The organism is Roseofilum reptotaenium CS-1145, assembly GCF_028330985.1.
GTDB classification, from domain to species: domain Bacteria; phylum Cyanobacteriota; class Cyanobacteriia; order Cyanobacteriales; family Desertifilaceae; genus Roseofilum; species Roseofilum reptotaenium.
This window is the reverse complement of the sequence record NZ_JAQMUE010000070.1, coordinates 91336-112494: the sequence shown is the minus strand read 5'-3', so window position 1 is coordinate 112494 and position 21159 is coordinate 91336. Positions and strand designations below refer to the sequence as shown.

Sequence of the window (21159 nt, the reverse complement as noted above, 5' to 3'; positions counted from 1 at the left end):
CTCCTCTCTAGGGTTGATAGAAAATGGCAAACACAGATGTATATCCATGTAAAAACGTATTACCACCCACTGGGCCAATCTCACCTTGACAGAAAAAACCACTCAGGGGAATCGATGGAAAGTATCTCTGAAATAATCCTGAATCAACATTCGGCTCGTCATACAGTTGTTCTCCTCGCCCCAAACAGGTAAACATTAAAGCACCCACTTTGGAAGGACAACTTGATGACAAGAACAGCTTGCCCCCAGTGTGCTGATCTAATTGCTGCTGGTATCGCTCCAATAGAGTTCGTAACTCTTCTTGGGAGGCTAAAGCATCCCGCAGATGAAATTGAATCCGTTGAGCAATTCGCACCCGTTCGGCGATCGCCAAAGCACCTATCCTGGGATCAATCCCCAACAAATTGCGAATTAAAAAATCCTCCGGTTCCAGCTCAGTCTTAAAACTATCCGTTGCCACGCCTACAAACAGGGAATCTTGGGCCAACTCCCGGTCTTCTTCACTTAAGTTAGCCACAGTTTCGCGTAAAATTTCCAAGGGAACCCCAGTTTTACCGCCCTGAAATCCACTAGCTTCTTCTTCTTGCAATTCTAAAACAATATTACGTTCAGCCTTGGTAATTTGATAAATCGAACCAATGGGACGGCAACCTTGAGCTACAATCGTCTCTACGGCAATGTTGCCACTCAGGGCTAAACCCACGATTCCCTCGCTATAGAGTTCGTAGTTATAAAATAAACTACTGCCTTGATTGACCGGACTTGAACTAGCCAACCCCCCCACTTTCAGACTATGGGGATAGGCAAAATCTAAACCTTGAAGCAAATCATTCAAACCAGGGGACATCGGATCGCCCAAGAGAATCAAATGGGGATGGCGTTCGGGAGATACCCCCACTAACTCCACCCATGGATCGGGAGGGCCATCGAGATCGGGTAATTCTTCGGTATCAATGTAAAAGGCATTGACCTGAATACCCGGCAATCGGGCTAAAGTCAAACTTAAGGCCGCTTGATCTTCAAATTCTTCAGGAGTCTCGCCAGAGACCATCCCAATGATCCCTCCACCTCCACAGCCGATCAACACTCTGGTGTTGAGCTTTTCTTGCAGCAAGGGCATTAAGCGGGAAAATTCGCTGGTAAAGGCAGACGAGATAAAGACTAGCGCAATAGAGGCAGGTTCGGGCATTTGTCGATGGACTGTTTCGACAACTTCAGAGATCGCAGCCTCCAGAGATGGACGGGTAGATAAGGCATTTGCCCATTGCATCTGCTCCAATCTTCGACTCCCCTGTTGTGTAAACCTGTTTTAATATTAAATTAATATGTGCCCTTCGTTCAGATTCGATTGTGAATTGTTAGGATAGTGCAGAAACGGGCCGAGTGGTTTAACGTATCCTTGAAGAACACTTACTGAAAATCTAGAACCCTATCTTATGACGAACAACACCCAATCGAAGATGGAAGAGAAAATTGACCAAGAGTTAACTGAAGCTCGTGCCGTTTGTGATGCACAAGGGGCTAACTCACCTGAATGTGCTGCGGCTTGGGATGCGGTTGAAGAACTGCAAGCAGAAGCTTCTCACCAAAAGCAAGTCAAGCCCAAAACTGGGTTTGAACAATATTGTGATAATAATCCCGATGCGGCTGAATGTCGGATTTATGAGGACTAAACCCTTAGATCTGAGTCTTGGGTAAATCATTATTATGAGGCTGAGTGACCCCTTTCACTCAGCCTTTTCGTTGAAAGGGTTAATTTTTGATGCACATCACCACTCCATTATCTAGCCGCTTTCAGGGCGCACTCTGGGGCGCGGCGATCGCTGATTCTCATTCCCCGATTTCGGATTCTGTTTGGGGAACTTTGGTGGTTCAAGGATGTCAACAGTTTAGTCAACAGGGCATGTTAAGGTTCCAGGCGCTGCCCGTTGCCCAGCCTTGGGAAGTAACTGGCTTGATTATACCGATATCCCTGTATTTCCATGAAAACCGAGAGTCCTTGGTGGAAAATTGGCAAGCGATCGCCGACCACTATCAGTTATCTTCAAATTGCCAAATCCTGGGTTTACAGATCGCGATCAGCCTCAGTGCCTTGGTTGAAGGCTCTGTCACTCCGCATCAATTAATCGCTGATGGGCGATCTCACTTAGCCCAGGTTAAACCCAATGCTTTAGATAATTTGCCCGCTCACTCTGCCCTGCTTCAGGGTTTAGAGAGCTTTGTACAGAGTTCTGAATCTTTTCCAGGGGCGATCGCCCTAGCCCAGCAAAATCCCCAACAACCCTTCCTGAGCAGTCGTATTGCTGCAACCCTCTGCGGAACTTACCAAACTCGTCTCGGCATTCCCCTACCCTGGCAAATTTTCTTAGCAGAGAAAATTCAAAATTCCAAAACACCTTGGCCCCATGGGATCAAAGCCTTAAATACCCTCAGCGCCCATCTGCTCGCCAGTTGGTCAGGAGCCGATCTAGTCTCCATTAAAAATTAAAAATTTTGGTAATCGATAGTTGGGGATTTTCCCGATCCCCGTATCCCCATCTTTAGAGTGTCTGGAGGATCTCTCCACCCCCGACTCCCGATCCAGGAGCGATCCAGAAAAGATCGGGTCACGCTAAGATAGTCTAGATTGAAAGACACTAAAGATGTGCTAAATTCTCCTAATAACTAGGAAGGAGTAAGCAAAACGAGCTTAAACCAAACCCACTGGAGTATTGTCTTGGCCCCATTTAACTGTGGCCAGATCAAAAACCCTGTAGCCAATTTGAGTTGGGTGCCACAATGAAATCTTTGCAAGCACTGAGTAAACGGGTAGACCAATGGTGGCGAATGTACATCACCAATGCTCCCAAACAATGCCAACCTGGATACAAAGCCTCTTCCCTTTCTGAGAAAACACCAGGGACTGATGTTGCTTATCCACCCCAGAATGTTGCTCGCCAAATATCAGTCAAAAAAATTCCCCCTACGGCTTTTTTTGTGGTTGCCGTTGCTTCAGTAACCAGTTCTTTCGGTTATCGCTTCTACAGCGCGCCCCAACTGCGACCGGGCACGTTAGCTCCAGAAACCATCATTACTCCGCGCACAGAAAAGGTGATTGATGAAAAGGAAACGGAAAATCGGCGAAAATTAATCCGTAGCGGTTCCTATACGGTACTGAAAATTAATTTGGAGTTAAACCAAGAACTTCAGAATACTCTAACGAGTTTATTGGCTCCTGGGGCTTATTGGCGGCGGCAAACGGGTGAATTTCCTTATGTGGAGGACTCCCTATTGCCTGTAGAAACGCAGCGCTATTTACGCCAACTCTCGAATAGCCAATGGCAACAAATTCTAGAAATCCTCCAAATGTTTCCTGTAGAAGAAACGGCACAACAGGAAGCGGAACAACCGTCTAGCACGAATAATTCTCCAGGTGATCTTCAATATCCACTGGTGCTGAATCCCCAACTTCAGGGGGCGATCGCCCAATTGCAAAGTGTGAAACAACAGAGTTCAGCCAGTGACTGGGCAAATCTTGTATTTAAGATTTCTGAGTCCCGGAATAACTATGAATTGGCTGCAGATCAACTGAAGATACAACAGACCGACAATAGTATCAACTTGTATCCTCCTGCTTTATTTGATTGGAGTGCTGCCACTTGGGAAGAGACCCAAACCGGTGTCAAGCGAAGTCTGGAGCGGATTTTGACCCAAGGTCTGGCTGAAGGTCTGCCAGAGCGACAATTGCAACAGGCGATCGCCCTGCAAGTGCAAGATTTAGTGCCCCCAGAAACACAGAAGTTTGCCTCGGATACGCTCCATACCGTTCTGAAGGGACAACATAATCTCATTCATGATAAAGAAGAAGCCAACCGCTTGGCGGAAAAAGCGGCTGAGGCTTTCCCCCCCATTGAGTATCAGGTGCATGAGGGGGAAATAATTGTCAGTAAAGGGGATAAGATTTCTGACAAACAGTTTGTCCTCATTGACCATTTTGAATTAAGCCAGCGTCAGATTAATTGGGAAGGATTAAGTGCTTATGCTTTGCTGATCGGTGGCTCAGTGACCGTTTTTTGGATCGTGGCAAGGCGGGTTCATCCGGGAATGCGTCAACGAGACCGAATTCTGATCCTTTTGCTGACCTTAACGTCTCCCTTGTTGGTTAGCCTTAAGTTACCGTCGATCGCCCTATCGGGAATTGGCTTATTGTTGGGAGGCTTTTATGGCTCTAGTATCGCCACGACTGTAGTCGGTTTGACGGCTGCTGTATTGCCAATTGGTATGGATGTGATTTGGAATCAGTGGTTAGCCAGTGCTGCTGGAGGGATCTTAGCTGGAATGATGGCGGGCCGGATGCGATCGCGTGAAGAAGCTTCTGTTTTGGGGATAGGAGTCGGTTTAACCCAAGGGTTTGCCTATTTGGTGGTCACTCTAATTCAAACTGCTATTCCGGGAATTACTTGGCAACCTCTGTTAACTCGTGCTGCTCTGCAAGGGTTGGGAGGATTAGCTTCGAGTATTGCTGCTTTAGGATTGAGTCCCTATCTGGAACATTTGTTTGATTTGGTCACTCCGGTGCGCTTGGCAGAAATTTCTAACCCTAATCGTCCCCTGCTACAACGGTTAGCGGCTGAAGCTCCTGGAACGTTTCAACATACTTTATTTGTTGCCACCCTCGCAGAAGCGGCCACTCGTAACCTGGGGGGCAATTGTGAGCTAGTCCGTGCTGGAACCCTGTACCATGATATTGGTAAGATGCACGATCCCCTCGGATTTATTGAAAATCAAATGGGTGGGCCGAATAAACACGATGAGATTCAAGACCCCTGGAAAAGTGCAGAAATTATTAAGAAGCATGTGAGTGAAGGTTTGGTATTGGCGAAACAGTATCGCCTACCGAAAGCGATACAGGCCTTTATTCCCGAACATCAAGGGTCGATGTTAATTGCCTTTTTCTATTATCAAGCCAAACAAATGGCTGAGGCTGATCCGAGTGTAATTGTGAAGGAAGAGGATTTTCGCTATCCAGGGCCGATTCCCCAATCACGGGAAACGGGTATTGTGATGTTAGCCGATTCTTGTGAAGCTGCCTTGCGATCGCTCAAAGAAGCCACCTATGAAGAGGCTTTAGGGATGGTGAATAAAATTCTCAGAGCGAGATGGCAAGATCATCAGTTGGTTGATTCTGGTTTGAAGCGTGAGGAAATGCCCATAATTGCGGATACGTTTGTTCGTGTTTGGCAACAGTTTAATCATAAGCGAATTGCTTATCCTAAAGGGGCACTACCTAAGTAAGGGAATAGGGAAAATTAGGTTTACGCTGTTTACTCTTTATTACTTGCCATGAGAGGTTAGAGAAGACTAACCTTTCACGGCACATTTTCTCCAGGATAGCCCAGTTTATATGGGCTATGAAAGCTCTGGATCGGCAGCTTCTAGACCACTCGAAGCTATGGCTTCAGAAACCCAGGCTTGGGGGTCAATAGCCAGACTGGCAAAGCGATCGCCGACAAAGACAGGCGTTTGTCCATTTTTTATTTGCAGATCGTAGTCGTCGAGGACAGCAAACCCAACATTAGAGAGCAGCAATAGAGCCGCTAAATTAACTAGGGCTAAGAGTCCCATGGTGACATCTGCAAAGCCAAAGACCGTACCCAAATCTTGCACTGCCCCCCAGATCACTAGGGTCAAGGTCAAAACTCGAAAGACATTGAATAGGGTCTTATTTTCGTTGCTGAAAAAGTTGAGACTATTCTCGCCCAAGTAGTAGTTATAAATGATGGAGGTAAAGGCAAACAGGAATAGAGAAATGGTGATAAAAGCCTGACCCCACCAACCAATATGTTCAGCCATAGCTTGTTGAGTGAGGGTGACCCCTCCTAATGTATCGTTACCCGGTTCATAGACCGAAGAAAGCAAGATCACGAATGCGGTGCAGGAACAGAGGATCAGAGTGTCGATGAAGACGCTGAGAGCTTGGACAATGCCCTGTTCTACGGGATGTTTGACATAGGCGATCGCCGCTACGTTAGGAGCGCTACCTAAACCGGCTTCATTGGAGAATAAGCCGCGCTTGATGCCGTACATGATGGTGGTTCCCACCCCTCCGGCGATCGCTGTTTTCACGCCAAATGCACTCTGCACAATGGTGGTAAATACGGCGGGAATTTGCCCCAAGTTAGTCACAATTACAAAGAGAGCGAGGAGGAAATATCCGATGGCCATAAAGGGAACAACGTACTCCGCAACCTCAGCAATACGCTTTACACCCCCAAAAATAATTATCCCTAGAACTACCATGAGAGCAAAACCAGTGATATTTGGATTTAAACCAAAGGTTTCTTGAAAAGAGGTGGCTACGGTATAGGACTGAACTGCGTTGAACCCAAAGCCAAATGTGACCAGTAAGAGTATAGAAAAGATACCCGCCATCCAAGGCTGTTTCAAACCCCGTTCCATGTAATATGCTGGGCCACCGCGATAGGAACCGTCCGGTTCAGCCGTTTTGAAAACTTGGGCAATCATACATTCAAAAAAGCTAGTGGCCATACCCACTATCCCAATAACCCACATCCAAAAAATTGCACCCGGGCCGCCTAGGGTAATGGCAACAGCAACCCCGGCAATATTGCCCCCTCCAACCCGTCCAGCTACACTCAGGGCAAGGGCTTGAAAGGAACTCAGATGTCCTTCTTCTTTAGCAAAGGCATCTTGGAGATTGCCCAACATCTGCCCAAAATAGCGAAACTGAACAAAGCGCGATCGGATGGAAAAATAAAGACCAATTGGGACTAAGACAACGACTAAAATTTTGCCCCAAATTAAATCATTTAAAAAGCTCAACACGGTTTCATAGCCTCATATTAAACGAACCGAGGAGATCAGATTTAGCCAACAGTGCTAGAACTTTTGAGAGCATGAATACACAAAAAACCAGGGTGATAGCCCGTAAGGTGACTGACTCAACCCCAAGATGCATTCTATGCGATAACACTTAGATTAAAATGATCTACTTTCTGTCAATATTTTGTAGACCTTAACTTGAAATAGAGGGCATAACTGTATCCAGGTCTACAATTGGGTTCGCACTTTTATCCTCTTCTGAAACCGAAACGTAATTCCTAAAACGATTTTATAGATGGGTTAACGTTAACACTCTGCCCTTCCTGATGACCTATGACCAGCAGCCGATCGATACTAAGAATCCATTTTAAGATCGGGTATGCGATACTGACCCCAGTTGTAGATCGGCTCTAACTGAGCAGCTAAAGACAAGAGTGTAGCTTCTGCGCCTGGTTTTCCCACCAGTTGCACGCTCAAGGGTAAACCCCGATCGCCAAATCCTACAGGAAGAGCGATCGCCGGTTGTCCCGTCGCATTAAACGGGGGGCAGGGAGCGACCCAATGGCTGACCTTTTCAAAGATTTGAGTGGGGTCTAAACCTGCCCATTCTCCGACTTTAATAGGCTGATGGAGATAAACGGGCAACAATAAGACATCATAGTCATCCCAAAATCCCACTATCCGTCGGCTAATTCTCTGCATTTCCCTTACGGCTTGCAGATATTGCCCAGCGTTAATGGTGCGAGAGGCTAACCATTGATTAATCGGCTCTAACAGTTCCAGAGGTAAACCAGAAGCCGCTACTCCAGACTGCCAAATCGTTGTAAAGGATTCTTGGAGATCGGAAACTACAGGACACGCTTCTTCCACATGATGACCGAGATCGGCTAATACCTTGGCGGTATCGGTGACCGCTTGTTGATATTCTGGACTAGCTTGAGCAAAATCAGATAAGTTTGGACTAAAGGCAACTCGTAGGGAAGATGGAGGTTTTTGGTAGCTTTGGGCAAAAGGAATGGAAGCCTCGGGGAACCAATAGGGGTCTCCGGTCACATAACCGCTCATGGCATCAAGTAAGGCGGCCGTATCGGCAATATTGCGGGCCAAAACACCATTGGTTCCTAAACCGTGGAGACTATCACCTATAGGAGCGGAGGAAATCCTCCCTCGCGAGGGTTTTAAACCCACCACTCCACAACAGGCGGCTGGCCCCCGTACTGAACCCCCACCATCCGATCCATGGGCAATGGGACATAGGCCAGCAGCTAGGGCAGAGGAAGCGCCCCCACTGGAGCCTCCGGAGGTATAGTCTAAGTTCCAGGGGTTGCGGGTGGGCAGAAAACCAGGGGGTTCGGTAAAGGGCATGGAACCGAGTTGGGAGGTGGCAGTTTTACCGAGGAGAATAAATCCAGCTTGCCGTAGTTTGGTGACAACACCATCATCTTCGGTAGCCATTTCGTTTTTTAAGCTAGCGACTCCAAAGCAACAGCGCACGTCTTTAACTCGTTTGAGGTCTTTAACGGAGATGGGAACGCCGAAGAATGGGGGCAGATCGCTGGAGTTTTGGGCTAGGGTTTCGGTTTTGGCTTTGGCATCGGCGATCGCCTCTTCTGCCATGATGGTAAAGTAGCTACCCAGTTGGCCGTCATAAGTGGCGATGCGGTCTAGATAGAGTTCGACTAATTCTAGGGGAGAAATTTGTTTGCTGCGGATCAGTTGGGTTTGTTCTGTGGCTGGGGTAAAGGCGAGGTCGGTTGAGTTCATTATGATTAGGGTTAAGATCTCGATGAGAACATTCTTTATTATGAAAAGGAGTTTCGGTTATTGCGGCGATCGCTTGGCCAGTTTGCCAATTGTCCCTTTCTTTGATGACATCCAGTTTTTATTTTATCCGGAGCGAGGTTTTATCTAGGGGAACAGAAGTTAATAGATGCACCCTGATTCCTATCTCGCCCCCAGTTCTTAACAGCTGGGGGTTTTTTATCGGAAATAGGCAATAGCCGGTACTGCATTAAGGTCTAATATCAAATCCTTAAATGTTTGTGACTTACTCTCCGTGTTATCCCTCCATATCCTACAACAGGGTGCGATCGGTGAGAATTTCGTAACCGTCCTGGGTCACCAAAACTGTATGCTCAAATTGGGCAGACAGGGTATTATCTACAGTCACGACAGTCCATTGGTCGGGTAAAACACGAGTCACTTTTGAACCGGCATTGATAATCGGTTCGATCGCTAATGTCATTCCTGGACGCAGTTTCACATTGGGTAGGGCATCGGTGCGAAAGTGAAATACCGCTGGTTCTTCATGCAAGTTTCGCCCCACCCCATGACCCGTATAATTTTCAACTATTTTATAGTCATGAGGTCTTACATAATCTTCAATTCCACCGGCAATATCTAGCAGCGAGTTCCCCGGTTTTACTTGTTTTATGCCTTCATAGAGAGCTTGTTCTGCGACTTCCATCAGTTTTTGGGTTGAGTCTGGAATTTTACCCATGGGAATCGTAATACACGAATCACCGTGATAACCCTGATAATAAGCGCCCGTATCTACTTTCAGCAAATCCCCCAATTTTAGGACTTGTTTACGGGAGGGAATGCCATGAACAACTTGATGATTAACCGAGGCACAAATTGAAGCCGGAAAGCCATGATATCCCTTAAAACTTGGTGTTGCACCCATCTGGCGAATCCGTTGTTCTGCATAGGCATCGAGATCGGCAGTGGTCATCCCCGGTTCAGCAATTTCAGCAATTTCTTTGAGAACCGTCGCCACAATTTTTCCACTGGTTCGCATGATCTCGATTTCGGGTTCTGACTTGATTTCGATACCTCGATTCCGTTGACCGAAAAGCGGTTTCATTACAGGTTGAGAGAAGAGTTTAGCAAAAATATTCATGTTCGTTGTTCGTAACCCAATTGAAAACAAAAACCTAACAATATAAAGAGAATGCAACGCATATATAGCGCTTCAGGCTAGGCAATAGGCAATAGCTTGTATGGCTTATGTTATAAAGCTTCAAGCTGTACCTCATAGAAGAGAGAAACGCTATAGCAGTTTTTGCTGTTGTGTGGTCGGTCTTTATCTCCCCAACCCCCCCTAAAAGTCCCCCAAAGATCGGGGGATTGAGGGAGATTTTTCTGACTGTACCTCATGAAGCAAGCAAAGCGCTGTAACACTTTTCAAGGGTGAGTTTTAATGGATTATAGTCAATTCAAATAACAGTGAGACATTTTTGTAGGGGCTTGCATATTTTTCGCCCCTACATATACCGTCATTGTAGACTCTCTTAGAGTGTCTCAGTGTTAATTGAATCAACTATAAAATTCTAGAAGGCTTACTGAACATCTGCCGTTTGTTCCAGATTACCGAGATTAAACAAAAACGGGATACCCGAATTCGATTCACCTCCAGTGACTAAAACTTTAGGCATTTGTGCCCCTCCTTCTCTCCAAGCTTCGATCGCCTCTTTTTGCAGTACTAATGTACCCCCTTGGGCCCTTAATGTCTCTGCTAATAACCGTTGAGCTTCGGCTTTCCCTTTCGCCCGGTTCACATCCGCTTGGGCTTCTTGTTCAGCTTCTTGGGCAATATAAATCGCTCGTTGCGCCCGTTGTTCGGCAATTTGTTTTTCTTCTACTGCACGGGCAAATTCAGCAGAAAAGGCCAGGTCAATTACGCTGGTATCGAGGACAATAATGCCATATTTTTCTAGTCTCTGATCCAAGGCGATATCAAAATCGTGCTTTAATTCTGTCCGTTTGGTAATCGACTCTTCTACGGTTCGCACTGCTGCCGCAATTTTAAATGATTCCTGGGTTTGGGGTGCAATTACTTTAGAAACCAAATTTTGTAGGGTTCCTTGGGTACGGCGAATTTCGACAACTTTCAGGGGATCGAGGCGAAAGTTAATGGCAAAACTAGCGCTTAATTCTTGTAAATCACGGGTGGAACTTTGGGCCGGAACTTCAAATTTTTGTACGGTGACATCATAAACATCAACGTTGGAAATTAAAGGGGGTTTGAAGTGAATCCCTTCTAGGAGTGCCCCATCTCTGGCTTTCCCTAAAATACTTAAAACCCCAGCCTGACCGGGATTGATAATCACAAAGCTGTTTGCACCAATTAAAATGATCAATGCTGCAATAATGCCAAACAGAATTCCGGATACGCCAATGTCTGATTGACTTCTGGTCATGATAACTTCCTCATAATCTAGAGTCTTGCCTCGATTATCTTACAGCGCTTTCTGCTCTATTGTTAATGATTAAATTGTTAATTATTTTCTGGATAAACAATCTCGCCCTGACTATCGGTGCGATACACCCAACTGCGACGAGAATTTTTCACGACTACACGCCATCCGTCTAGCTCTCCTTCTTCACACTCACTATTCCAAAAGGGCAGTCCTAAACAGTTATCTGACCAAATCTCAGGTGTAGCGTTTACGATCTCTATTGTACGCAGGGGGAGTCGTCGGCGACGAGCCAAATCTTTTAAAACGGCTTGTCTAACAGATTCCGGTAATCTTTCAAGTTCAGGAGTTCCAGCAGAGGATCGATCGATCGCTTGCCGGATAATCGAGCCATCTCGATTGGTACGATAGTCCCAAGTTTGATTTAGAGTATCACTGATGACCGTGATTTGCCAACCCGGAATGGCGATCGCGGTGCAATTATTGCCTCCTAACCCTAAACAAGTATCCGGCCAAGTTTGGGGTATGGCTTGTTGAAAGGCTAAAGAATCAATGGGCTGTTGGGATTCTTCAGCAACTGTTTTTAAGACCATATCCTGTAAAAATAGGGGGAAAGTAATTTCTTGGGGCGTGGTTTCGAGTCGCCGAATCTGTCCTTGAACATCACTACGATACACCCAACTGCGAGACCCATCAGACAGCACAATACGCCATCCAGGAATGATTTGTTGAGCGCAAAATTCCCCAGGAAGGGCTAATCCTAGACAGGTATCTGGCCATTGTTGGCGACTCCCTTGAACCAAGGACAGGCGATCGGGATGTATGCCTAATTCAATGCTAAGATCCCAACGAACGGCATCCACTAAAAATTGTGGAACAGTTTGAACTTCACTAGAATTAATGGGGATATCCTGAGCGAGTACAGGTACAAGTAATGCTTGGTCTGTTAACGTGGGATTAACCCCAATTAAACTAGCAAATACTATCCCCCATACATCAACTTTGAACTGAGACATAGATATTAAGCGTTTCACGCTGGTAATTGGTAATTGGCAATTTGCTCATTCCCCCAGTCCCCCATTTTCCCACCCTTCAACCCATTATTAAGGATTAATTGTTAATTTTGCATTGACTTTACGACTCGTAAACGTTGAGTAATCATGGTAATGCCATCCCCACGAACTAAGACTGCTGAAATCCATCTGGGTTCGGGAATAACGGGGGCAGTCCCTAATTTGAATAAACCGCCAGCCGAGAGTAACTCCAAATCGATGGATTCTGATTCCAGATAATTATCTGCACTGACGGGTTCTTCTAGGACTGCTCCTAAGAGAACATTATTTCCCAACGGTTCTTGAACGATCGCATCTAACGTAAAGCGCTGTCCAATTAAAACCTGTTCCGGTAGTTGAAAATCAACGGTAGGTGGATTTTCTCCAGCCGTTAAAATGGTGCGTTCTGAGAGGATTTCCTGGGAGACTAGCTTTTGATTTTCTAACCGTTGTCGCGATCGAATTTCAGATTGCATATCCATCGATCGCCCCATCATCATTTTCTTCCCTTGTATGGTGGTTACCGTTTCGGCGATCCAAGCATTTCCTTCCTGTTCCCAAGATTCGATGTTGGTGCTGTAGCGAATCTGGCTATACTCTTGCCAAAATCCTGATAACACTTCTGCCAGGCTAGAGTGGGTTAAGCCATCCTCACTCTCGAACTGGCGATCGTAAAAGGATAAAACCCCTTGCAGATTCTGTTGACTGGCATTACTGTCGATTTGCTCGATCACCTGTTTTAACTCGTTGGGTACCGTTTCAGCAGCTCGTACTCCGAGGTTGCCCCCAGTACTGGCGATCGATATACTCAAAAGCAGGGTAGCCCAGAGGCGACTACCGGGTAATGTTGCCCTTCGTCTCTGGTGACTGGAAACAGAATTCGTCATCTTATCGCTCATTTATTTACCAATTCAATACTTACTGAACCCGCTATGGGAAAATAATCATTACTATAACTCTAGAGTACCTGATTCATATCCTATAGCCCTTTCATGTCTGATTCACCCTTAAGACTCTTAATTGCCGCTAGTGGAACCGGTGGGCATTTATTTCCCGCGCTGGCTGTTGCTGGGCAACTTCAGAACTGCCATATTGAATGGTTGGGCGTTCCCAACCGTTTGGAAACTCAGTTAGTCCCTAGTCAATATCCTCTACATACGATCGCCGTTGAAGGCTTTCAAGGAGGCTTGAGTTTCAAGAGTCTGAGAGTGTTGCAAGGGTTGGTAAGTTCCATTGGAGTCTGTCGTCGGTTATTGAAAACGGGGCAATTTCAAGGAGTGTTTACCACAGGGGGTTATATTGCTGCTCCTGTGATTATTGCCGCGCGCTCGCTCGGTTTACCCGTTATCCTCCATGAGTCTAACGCCTTACCGGGTAAAGTGACGCGGTTTCTAGCTCCCTGGTGTACGAACGTCGCTGTAGGATTTGAAGAGGCTAAAAAATATCTTAAAAAAGCCAATGTCCTCTCTATGGGGACTCCCGTTCGTGCTGATTTTCTCAATCCCCAACCCTTAACTTTAGATATTCCTGAAGATTCGCCTGTAATTGTTGTAATGGGTGGATCTCAAGGGGCAGTTGCAGTGAATCAACGAGTGCGCGAAGCGGTGCAAGACTGGTTAGATCGGGGGGTAGTGGTGGTACATTTAACTGGAAATAACGATCCTCAAGCTCAGGATATTCAGCATCCGCACTATGTAGTCCTACCTTTTTACGAGAATATGGGCGCTTTGCTCCATCGAGCCACCTTAGTCATTAGTCGCGCTGGAGCAGGGACATTGACGGAATTGGCGATCGCCAAAACTCCGGCACTACTGATTCCCTATCCCTATGCTGCCGACGATCATCAAACCTATAACGCCCAGATTTTCGTCCAAGCGGGAGCAGCTCAAGTCTTTGAGCAAACACAACTCACGGCTGAAACTTTAAAGCAAACCGTTTCTCAATTACTCCAATCTCCAGAAACCCTAGAGAAGATGGCAGAAGCGATGGGTTCCCTTGCTGTACGCGACAGTGCCGAGCAGTTAGCCCAATTGATCATTAAGATGATTTAGTGAATGACTCCAACCAAAAACCGTTCGCGAGCTTCCTGCTTCACTTGTCCGTTCATAATCGCGAATTGCAATTGCATGAACGCTCGAAAGTCTTCCACATCGTACTTGTGGCTGAGGTTAGTTCGTAGTTGTTCTTCAGCTTCCACGCTCAGATAGCCCAGAGTTAGACTTTGGTTAACAATCTCTCGAATTAACATAAGACGCTTGACTCCTTTAATGGTAGATGACCTGATGGCTGTGTGTTCCCTTAACTAACCTGCCATCAATGTATTGGCTTTAGGTTTTATTAAGATTTGATCATGATAACCGTAAATTCACCAAATGTGCTAGTTTCCCCTAAACTTTCTGAGATTTTTGGAGGATTCACTTCACATAAATACACGTAATTGTATTGAAAACCTACGGACTGAGAGTTCCAGGTTCCGCAAAGCCACGTAAATCGTAACAAAGCCTCATGAATATATGTTAAGACACCTGTCTAACACCTACCGATTACCACGGATTGCCTAATCGTATATCAGAGAAGGGGAGCGTTATATCAAATCCTTAGATGTTTGCGATAGAGGATCGACACTGCAAACACGGAGATTGATGCGCATTACTTGACTTCGGGTTCACTGGAGTGGCTGTTTTGGATTTAAGTGGCGATCGAGGCAACGAATTGACTATACTTATGCTCATCCTATTGTATAGGTGTTATATTATAGTACGAGCTAAATCCATTGATAAAATCCGAAAAAAATATTTACATTGACAGGAAAGCCATCATAATCTGGGGGGAATTCTTGGAAAACTCAAATCAAACTATACATTTCTTCATGGGTTTAATCTTATCTATCTCTGAATTGTGGGTATAGAAGGTTAAGTTATGATACTTTATCGAGTTTTATTGGTCACCAATAAGACAGAAGATTATACTCAAGTCGATCGGTTGTTGAATGAGGCTCCCAGTTCGGCCATATGGGGTCTTGAGTTTCAAATAGAGTTTTATCATAACTTAGAAGACGCGATCGCCCAGCTCTCAGAACAACACTTTGATGTTCTGTTAATCTCTCTCAATTCCCCAGATAGTCAAGCTATGGAAACCCTACAGGACTCTCAACAGGAATTTCCCTACCTTGCCACTGTGGTATTTACGGAAAACAGAGATGAAACTCTGCGGGTTCAATGTTTACAATTGGGGGCACAGGGATATTTAATCAAAGATCAAATCGATAGTAAGCTCTTAGTCTATTCCCTACGATTAGCGATCGAGCAAAAACGCCAACTCCAAGTTTTACAGCAAAATCAATTAAAACGACTTCAAGAACAAGAAATATTGGGACTCAGACATATCGCTGATACAGGCCAAACCCAGATCACTGCTAAACTTTTTGGATTATACCTGTTACGAGAATCGTCACCCGAAATTTTTCAAGAAATTGTGCAAGAATATGGAGAGTTAATGGACTTGTCTATGGAACAAAGGGCTTATAGAGTTGAACATAACATTTCTGAGAAACTGCGAAATATGGGAGAACAGCTAGGATTCTTAAAAGCCTCTCCTCGAGATGTGGTTGATATTCATACTCAAGTTTTGAAAGAGAAAACCCAACAAACCAATCCCGTCAAAGCGCAAGCCTATGTTTCAGAAGGACGATTAATGGTTTTAGAATTAATGGGTTACTTAGCCTCTTACTATCGGAAGTACTTTATTGGCTTAAGTAAGTTAAACGTCACCAAAAATTACCAAAACTTGAAACCGTAATGCACTACTATTTACTCAAACTCTATATTACTGGGAATACGCCGAAATCTCAACGAGCGATCGCCAATCTTATAGAGATTTGTAATACTCAACTCGAAGATCAATATGAACTGAAAATAATTGATGTTTTAGAAGAACCCGAATTGGCAGAAATGGAACGAATATTAGTTACTCCTACCCTGATTAAGCAACTGCCCCAACCCATTCAAAGGATTATTGGCGATCTGTCCAATGCTGATACAGTTCTTTTAGGACTAGATTTGATTCCAGAGAAGAGGGACAATAATAGAAAAGAATCCTGAGATTCTTTTCTATTACATCCTTAATTAATCAAACTACCGTTAATGACTGTAGACAACTATCCAGACTCAGATGCAATTGAGAAGCTTGAAACCGGTATTCCCGGATTTGACTTTCTGTCCCAAGGAGGGCTACCAAAAAATCGGGCCACCCTTGTGGTGGGAACAGCAGGGAGTGCAAAAACCGTATTTGCCACCCAATTTCTCGCCGAAGGGATTAAACGGGGAGACAACGGTATATTTATTACCTTTGAAGAACCCCCAAAAGCAATCCGTAAGAATATGCGCGGGTTTGGTTGGAAAATTCAGCAATGGGAAGAAAACCGTCAATGGGCCTTTGTCGATGCCTCTCCCCAACCCGGAGATAAACCCATTGTCAGTGGGGAATACGATCTCGGTGCATTATTAGCCCGGATCGAGTTTTCCATCCGTAAATATAAAGCCAAAAGAGTATCAATGGACTCTTTGGGAGCGATCTTTTCCCACTTAAGTGATAATGCACAAGTTCGCAGTGACTTGTTTAAGATTGCTTCTGTGTTGCGAGAGTTAGAAGTGACTTCGATTCTGACTGCCGAGCGCACGTCAGAATATGGTGAAATTAGTCGCTATGGTGTAGAAGAATTTGTAGCTGATAATGTGGTCATTCTCCGCAATGTTCTGTCTGAGGAAAAACGCCGCCGTACCATTGAAATCCTCAAGTATCGAGGAACAGAACACCAGAATGGGGAATTCCCATTTACGATTATTCCCAGACAAGGAATTACGATTATTCCCCTATCAGCGATTGAACTGGAACAGCGCTCTTCTAATATTCGCATTACCTCCGGTAGTCCGGAACTCGATCGTATGTGCGGAGGTGGATTTTTCCGCGATTCAATTATCCTAGTTTCTGGAGCTACTGGAACCGGTAAGACCTTAATGGTCACTGAATTTATGGTTGGTGGCTTTCAGAATAATGAGCGCTGTCTCTTATTTGCTTTTGAAGAAAGCCGTGAACAACTGTATCGCAATGCCATCGGATGGGGAGTTGACTTCCAGAAAATGGAGCAAGAAGGACTCCTCCGAGTGGTCTGTCGCTATCCAGAAACTACAGGTTTAGATAATCATCTGATCCAGATGAAAGCAACGATTGAAGAATTTAAGCCTAATCGAGTCGCCGTTGATAGTCTTTCTGCCCTAGAGCGGGTCTCTAGCTTGAAAGGATTTCGGGAATTTATTATTGGATTGACCTCCTTTATTAAAAAACAAGAGGTCGCTGGATTATTTACTTCAACGACACCCACTTTAGTGGGAGGAACTTCGATCACGGAAGCGCATATTTCCACGATTACAGATTCCATTATTTTATTGAGATATGTGGAAATGTATGGAGAAATGCGACGGGGACTGACCGTCTTAAAAATGCGCGGGTCGATGCATGATAAAGATATTCGTGAATTTTCTATTGATGGGGAAGGAATGCATATTGGTAGACCCTTCCGCAATGTAACTGGTATTTTAGCAGGAAATCCCATGTATATCGCTCAAAGTGAAGTCGATCGCCTCACGGGTTTATTCGATCAAGGGATTGATTTTAGCTAAATACTCAACCTCATGAACTATCGTAGAAGATTGTTATTATGACTACTCCCAATCAATCGGAACAAGACCGTCAAATCGAACAGGATGCTCGTGCTGGACACGAGTTTTCCTTAGCCGAACTCATTGGTCGAGAAGGGGGAGATTTTTTAAAAGGAGAATCTCCCATTCCTAAATTAGTCCAAGCGTCCACTGAAATTAATCGCTTTATTGTTAATCATTTATCTGATTCATCCGGCTGTTTGCAATCGGTTTTACAAACCTGGGTCACCCTGGATGAAGCAAAAGTGAGTCAACATTTAGACGATCCATTACGTGCTCTTGAGGAGATGATTATCTCTATTTTAGAGAATGAACAGTTACTGTATGAATTGGTCAAGCAAGTAGATTTTCGTTGGGGTCAACTGTATCAAGAAAAACCCTATTTTCAACAACCTGGCCAACCGGCTCACCCGGATGATGAATATACCCATGAATCAGTCTATGAAAGCCTGAGTGAGTTCTTGCACTGTGTCAGGCAATAGGTAATGTAAGGAAACCGGGTTTTCTTCTTTCCTTTCGAGTCTATTGACTGAAAGATTAGACTTTCTTCGTTTCTCTGGACAAATTCCCCCTAGACTTGCGATTATGCAAGGGTGATCCGCGATCGCTGTTGGTAGTGAGGAGGTATATCTATGGCAACCATTACAGGAACCCCTTTCAATGATTTTCTCGGTGGAACCCCCTTTTCCGATCTGATTGTAGGCTTGGAGGGTAATGATAGCCTCTATGGTGTTGATGATAACGATCAAATCTATGGAAACCAAGGCGTAGACCTGATTTCAGCAAATCGAGGCGATGATGTGGTTTTTGGTGGCCAAGGGAATGATGTGATCTTTGGGGGGCAAAATAACGATCGCATTTTTGGTAACCGAGGAGACGATCAGATCAATGGAAACCGCGATGAAGACCAGATTTATGGGGGACAGGGAAATGATATCCTCCGAGGAGGTCAAGGAAATGACCAATTATTCGGGGATTTTGGGGATGATATTCTCTATGGTGATAATGGCAGCGATACGGTAACTGGAGGCGCAGGCAACGATATTTTTGTTATTGGTGCCTCTGTGACTCCGAATGCTCGCACGACAGGAGGCCGTCGCTTGGAAGATGCGGATGTATTTACAGATTTCCGTATGGGGGAAGATCTGATTGGTTTAACCAATGGTTTGCGCTTTGAGGATTTGAATATCTCGCCGGGAAGTGGCAATCAGACGATTATTCAGGATATGCAAACCGGGGAATTTCTGGTCATTGTTGAAGGGGTTAATTCGACCCAGTTGAGTGCGGCCAATTTCCGGACAGTACCGGGTCAATTTACAATTTGGGTTTAGGGAGAGCGATCGCCCCTAAACCCCTTGAGCTTCAATTCTCAACCGAAATCAAGCCTTAAATGTCAGAATTGGATGCATACGAGCCACGACTTGCACTAGGCCAGCCTGTACCTGAGCATCAATGACAGGTGCGATCGGTTTATAGGCAGCAGGGGCTTCTTCAATCCGTCGTTCTTCCCGCAGTGTAATGCAATCAACCCCAGTTAACCCCAACTCATCCTCGCTTTCCTGATTTCCCTTGCGGTTTAAATCAAAGCGAGAACGTGCTCTGCCAGCCCCATGGGACGCTGAACAACACCAATCATGATTTCCTAAACCGACGAGTAGATAGGATGGTGTACCCATTGAACCGGGAATGATGACGGGCTGACCGACATGAGCGGGACATGCCCCCTTACGAGTCACCCAGCCTTGGCCTTCAGAAAGGGTGATATTGTGAGGCAAGTCGTATACCAAGGGGATATCGAGATCGCCATATACTTGGCGCAACCGTAATCGTAGCAGTTCTGCAAGCAGTAGACGATTGACAAAAGCATAATTGGCGGCTGTTGCTTCTGCTTGTAGGTAATCAGCAACGACTTCTGGATGAGCGGTTGATGAGAGGGGAAACAATCGGGATTTGGGATATTTAAGATCTTCTCTCCATAATGCTTGGGCGAGATCGCGCCATATCCCACCAATATATTTACCCACATTCCGAGAACCTGAGTGAACCATAAAAGCAAGTTGTCCTTCGCGAACTCCCCACTGATAGGCAAGTTGACGATCTTCGATGCGATCGATCCACTGCACCTCGACAAAGTGATTGCCACCGCCAATGGTTGCCAGTCCACCATCTCGAACTTGTCCTGTATCCGGAACTAATTCCTCTGGTGCCCAGCGAAGATGGCCGGTCATCGAACCCTGGAGAAAGATGCGATCGATCTCACTGGCTAGTTGGTTGAGGTCCGATTGGACAATGGTTCCTGTTGGTTGATCGAGCATGGTATCTAACCAGCCAATGGTTCCATATTGAAACAGAGCCTGCATCGCTTGGGCAGTCATGGTAACATCGCGTTTACCAAAAAAGAAATCTCCTTTAACGAGTTCAACAAAGCGATCGCGCTGTGCTAAAAATTGTTCAACCGATAGATCGGCTACATGAAGCCGCATTCCACAGTTGATATCCGATCCGACAGCAGCAGGAATCACTTGCCTTGATGTTTCTACCACAGAACCAATGGCTACCCCAGCATCACCTGGGTGAAAATCAGGGGTGGCACAGATACGACTCACCCATCCTCCAGCCGGATGTTTGACTGTTGCTAAATTGGCCAGTTGCTTAAGTGCTTTTACCTCAACGGGAAAATCTTCGGGTAACAGAACTTCAGCGATCGGGGTATCGCAGGAGTCACTCCAACGCACAGAGTAGGATTGATGATTGTATTGCACATCAAGTCCCTGCCGAGCCAATGCTCGCAGAAGACGCAAAATATTCTTTGGCTGCATAAGATACCAGTCAAAAACTCAATGGTGTTTTGTTTTGAAGGGATCTTGACTGAGGTTCAGCAGCCGCAGTCAAACCTTAGACTCACTACACCTCATAGGAGTTTAGAGAGGTTGTAGAAATGTGCATTTTACAGATCCAGCACATCTTCTGATTTGATAGCACAATATGTTGTGAATCGGCAAATTTCCCAAGCGACAAAGAGGGTAATCCTTGAACTCAAGCTCAGGCGATCGCCACAGTTCCCAACTTGCGCGATCGGGGATAACATAGAATTAGAAAGGTATCAAAGATGCGTATTACTGGGTGAGTAACTATTCCCCCAGCCAAGCCAGAAGTTAGTTAGAAGGCCTCTACAAAGCAATTTTATCCCTAGAGTAAATGCCCCTCCGTTGTTCTCTTGCTTTTGAAAACAATCGAGTTGAGTGCGGCTAATTTCCGCACTGTACCCGGTCAATTTACGATTTGGGTTTAGGAGAATCACTGTAGAACTGTTCTAATTCTGTTAATCATTTTAAGCTATCCTAGATGGGGTATTGCATCAAGAACACC

18 protein-coding genes are annotated in these 21159 nt (G+C 45.4%); 9 read left to right on the top strand and 9 right to left on the bottom strand.

What is annotated here, in order from left to right; translation table 11 throughout:
* Positions 1-7: 7 nt before the first annotated feature.
* On the bottom strand, positions 8-1270 hold the full coding sequence (locus PN466_RS11825; protein WP_271939837.1) for an FIST signal transduction protein: 1263 nt from the start codon (positions 1268-1270) through the stop codon (positions 8-10).
* A gap of 166 nt (positions 1271-1436) precedes the next feature.
* Here PN466_RS11825 and PN466_RS11820 point away from each other — a divergent pair, with 166 nt between their 5' ends.
* From PN466_RS11820 to PN466_RS11810, 3 genes are all read left to right on the top strand, one after another.
* Positions 1437-1673 (top strand): Calvin cycle protein CP12, encoded by a 237-nt coding sequence (locus PN466_RS11820; RefSeq protein ID WP_271939836.1) that lies wholly within the window; start codon positions 1437-1439, stop codon positions 1671-1673.
* A gap of 89 nt (positions 1674-1762) precedes the next feature.
* On the top strand, positions 1763-2488 hold the full coding sequence (locus PN466_RS11815; protein WP_271939835.1) for a hypothetical protein: 726 nt from the start codon (positions 1763-1765) through the stop codon (positions 2486-2488).
* A 290-nt stretch (positions 2489-2778) separates the two neighbouring features.
* Positions 2779-5274: an HD family phosphohydrolase gene (locus PN466_RS11810; RefSeq protein ID WP_271939834.1), complete on the top strand. Its 2496-nt coding sequence runs from the start codon at positions 2779-2781 to the stop codon at positions 5272-5274.
* A 114-nt stretch (positions 5275-5388) separates the two neighbouring features.
* Here the strand turns inward: PN466_RS11810 and PN466_RS11805 are convergent, their stop codons facing one another.
* From PN466_RS11805 to PN466_RS11780, 6 genes are all read right to left on the bottom strand, one after another.
* Positions 5389-6825 carry an alanine/glycine:cation symporter family protein gene (locus PN466_RS11805; protein ID WP_271939833.1) on the bottom strand — a complete coding sequence of 479 codons (1437 nt, stop codon included), beginning with the start codon at positions 6823-6825 and terminating at the stop codon, positions 5389-5391.
* Between the two features lie 351 nt (positions 6826-7176).
* Positions 7177-8586: an amidase gene (locus PN466_RS11800; protein ID WP_271939832.1), complete on the bottom strand. Its 1410-nt coding sequence runs from the start codon at positions 8584-8586 to the stop codon at positions 7177-7179.
* Positions 8587-8896: 310 nt separating this feature from the next.
* A complete protein-coding gene (gene map / locus PN466_RS11795; RefSeq protein WP_271939831.1) occupies positions 8897-9724 on the bottom strand; it encodes a type I methionyl aminopeptidase in 828 nt (275 codons plus the stop codon).
* Positions 9725-10163: 439 nt separating this feature from the next.
* A complete protein-coding gene (locus PN466_RS11790) occupies positions 10164-11024 on the bottom strand; it encodes a prohibitin family protein (protein WP_271939830.1) in 861 nt (286 codons plus the stop codon).
* Positions 11025-11101: 77 nt separating this feature from the next.
* Entirely contained in the window at positions 11102-12037 is a 936-nt protein-coding gene (locus PN466_RS11785) for a hypothetical protein (protein WP_271939829.1), read from the bottom strand.
* A 101-nt stretch (positions 12038-12138) separates the two neighbouring features.
* The gene (locus PN466_RS11780; protein WP_271939828.1) at positions 12139-12960 is read right to left on the bottom strand and encodes a nuclear transport factor 2 family protein; all 822 of its coding nucleotides are present in this window, start codon (positions 12958-12960) and stop codon (positions 12139-12141) included.
* A gap of 105 nt (positions 12961-13065) precedes the next feature.
* Here PN466_RS11780 and murG point away from each other — a divergent pair, with 105 nt between their 5' ends.
* Positions 13066-14124: an undecaprenyldiphospho-muramoylpentapeptide beta-N-acetylglucosaminyltransferase gene (murG, locus tag PN466_RS11775; RefSeq protein WP_271939827.1), complete on the top strand. Its 1059-nt coding sequence runs from the start codon at positions 13066-13068 to the stop codon at positions 14122-14124.
* Here the strand turns inward: murG and PN466_RS11770 are convergent.
* Positions 14121-14321: a hypothetical protein gene (locus tag PN466_RS11770; protein WP_271939826.1), complete on the bottom strand. Its 201-nt coding sequence runs from the start codon at positions 14319-14321 to the stop codon at positions 14121-14123. The two genes, murG and PN466_RS11770, sit on opposite strands and share 4 nt — an antisense overlap.
* Before the next feature lie 671 nt (positions 14322-14992).
* Between PN466_RS11770 and PN466_RS11765 the strand changes: the two genes are divergently transcribed.
* The 5 genes from PN466_RS11765 to PN466_RS11745 all read left to right on the top strand — a co-directional run bounded on the left by PN466_RS11765 (position 14993) and on the right by PN466_RS11745 (position 19121).
* The gene (locus tag PN466_RS11765; protein ID WP_271939825.1) at positions 14993-15871 is read left to right on the top strand and encodes a response regulator; all 879 of its coding nucleotides are present in this window, start codon (positions 14993-14995) and stop codon (positions 15869-15871) included.
* Entirely contained in the window at positions 15871-16173 is a 303-nt protein-coding gene (locus PN466_RS11760) for a circadian clock KaiB family protein (RefSeq protein WP_271939824.1), read from the top strand. The genes PN466_RS11765 and PN466_RS11760 overlap by 1 nt, the downstream gene beginning before the upstream one ends.
* A 42-nt stretch (positions 16174-16215) precedes the next feature.
* On the top strand, positions 16216-17751 hold the full coding sequence (gene kaiC, locus PN466_RS11755; protein ID WP_271939823.1) for a circadian clock protein KaiC: 1536 nt from the start codon (positions 16216-16218) through the stop codon (positions 17749-17751).
* A gap of 38 nt (positions 17752-17789) precedes the next feature.
* Entirely contained in the window at positions 17790-18272 is a 483-nt protein-coding gene (locus tag PN466_RS11750) for a hypothetical protein (protein WP_271939822.1), read from the top strand.
* A gap of 150 nt (positions 18273-18422) precedes the next feature.
* Positions 18423-19121 (top strand): calcium-binding protein, encoded by a 699-nt coding sequence (locus PN466_RS11745; RefSeq protein ID WP_271939821.1) that lies wholly within the window; start codon positions 18423-18425, stop codon positions 19119-19121.
* 48 nt (positions 19122-19169) lie between these two features.
* Here PN466_RS11745 and PN466_RS11740 read toward each other — a convergent pair whose 3' ends face one another.
* Complete coding sequence (locus tag PN466_RS11740; RefSeq protein WP_271939820.1) at positions 19170-20609, bottom strand: RtcB family protein; 1440 nt, start codon at positions 20607-20609, stop codon at positions 19170-19172.
* Positions 20610-21159: the final 550 nt, after the last annotated feature.

Coding starts and splice junctions, on each gene's coding strand:
- PN466_RS11745 (WP_271939821.1), top strand. CDS start 18,423: ATGGCAACCATTACAGGAACCCCTTTCAATGATTTTCTCGGTGGAACC.
- PN466_RS11790 (WP_271939830.1), bottom strand. CDS start 11,024: ATGACCAGAAGTCAATCAGACATTGGCGTATCCGGAATTCTGTTTGGC.
- PN466_RS11800 (WP_271939832.1), bottom strand. CDS start 8,586: ATGAACTCAACCGACCTCGCCTTTACCCCAGCCACAGAACAAACCCAA.
- murG (WP_271939827.1), top strand. CDS start 13,066: ATGTCTGATTCACCCTTAAGACTCTTAATTGCCGCTAGTGGAACCGGT.
- PN466_RS11765 (WP_271939825.1), top strand. CDS start 14,993: ATGATACTTTATCGAGTTTTATTGGTCACCAATAAGACAGAAGATTAT.
- kaiC (WP_271939823.1), top strand. CDS start 16,216: ATGACTGTAGACAACTATCCAGACTCAGATGCAATTGAGAAGCTTGAA.
- PN466_RS11740 (WP_271939820.1), bottom strand. CDS start 20,609: ATGCAGCCAAAGAATATTTTGCGTCTTCTGCGAGCATTGGCTCGGCAG.
- PN466_RS11760 (WP_271939824.1), top strand. CDS start 15,871: ATGCACTACTATTTACTCAAACTCTATATTACTGGGAATACGCCGAAA.
- PN466_RS11770 (WP_271939826.1), bottom strand. CDS start 14,321: ATGTTAATTCGAGAGATTGTTAACCAAAGTCTAACTCTGGGCTATCTG.
- PN466_RS11785 (WP_271939829.1), bottom strand. CDS start 12,037: ATGTCTCAGTTCAAAGTTGATGTATGGGGGATAGTATTTGCTAGTTTA.
- PN466_RS11810 (WP_271939834.1), top strand. CDS start 2,779: ATGAAATCTTTGCAAGCACTGAGTAAACGGGTAGACCAATGGTGGCGA.
- PN466_RS11815 (WP_271939835.1), top strand. CDS start 1,763: ATGCACATCACCACTCCATTATCTAGCCGCTTTCAGGGCGCACTCTGG.
- map (WP_271939831.1), bottom strand. CDS start 9,724: ATGAATATTTTTGCTAAACTCTTCTCTCAACCTGTAATGAAACCGCTT.
- PN466_RS11780 (WP_271939828.1), bottom strand. CDS start 12,960: ATGACGAATTCTGTTTCCAGTCACCAGAGACGAAGGGCAACATTACCC.
- PN466_RS11820 (WP_271939836.1), top strand. CDS start 1,437: ATGACGAACAACACCCAATCGAAGATGGAAGAGAAAATTGACCAAGAG.
- PN466_RS11750 (WP_271939822.1), top strand. CDS start 17,790: ATGACTACTCCCAATCAATCGGAACAAGACCGTCAAATCGAACAGGAT.
- PN466_RS11825 (WP_271939837.1), bottom strand. CDS start 1,270: ATGCAATGGGCAAATGCCTTATCTACCCGTCCATCTCTGGAGGCTGCG.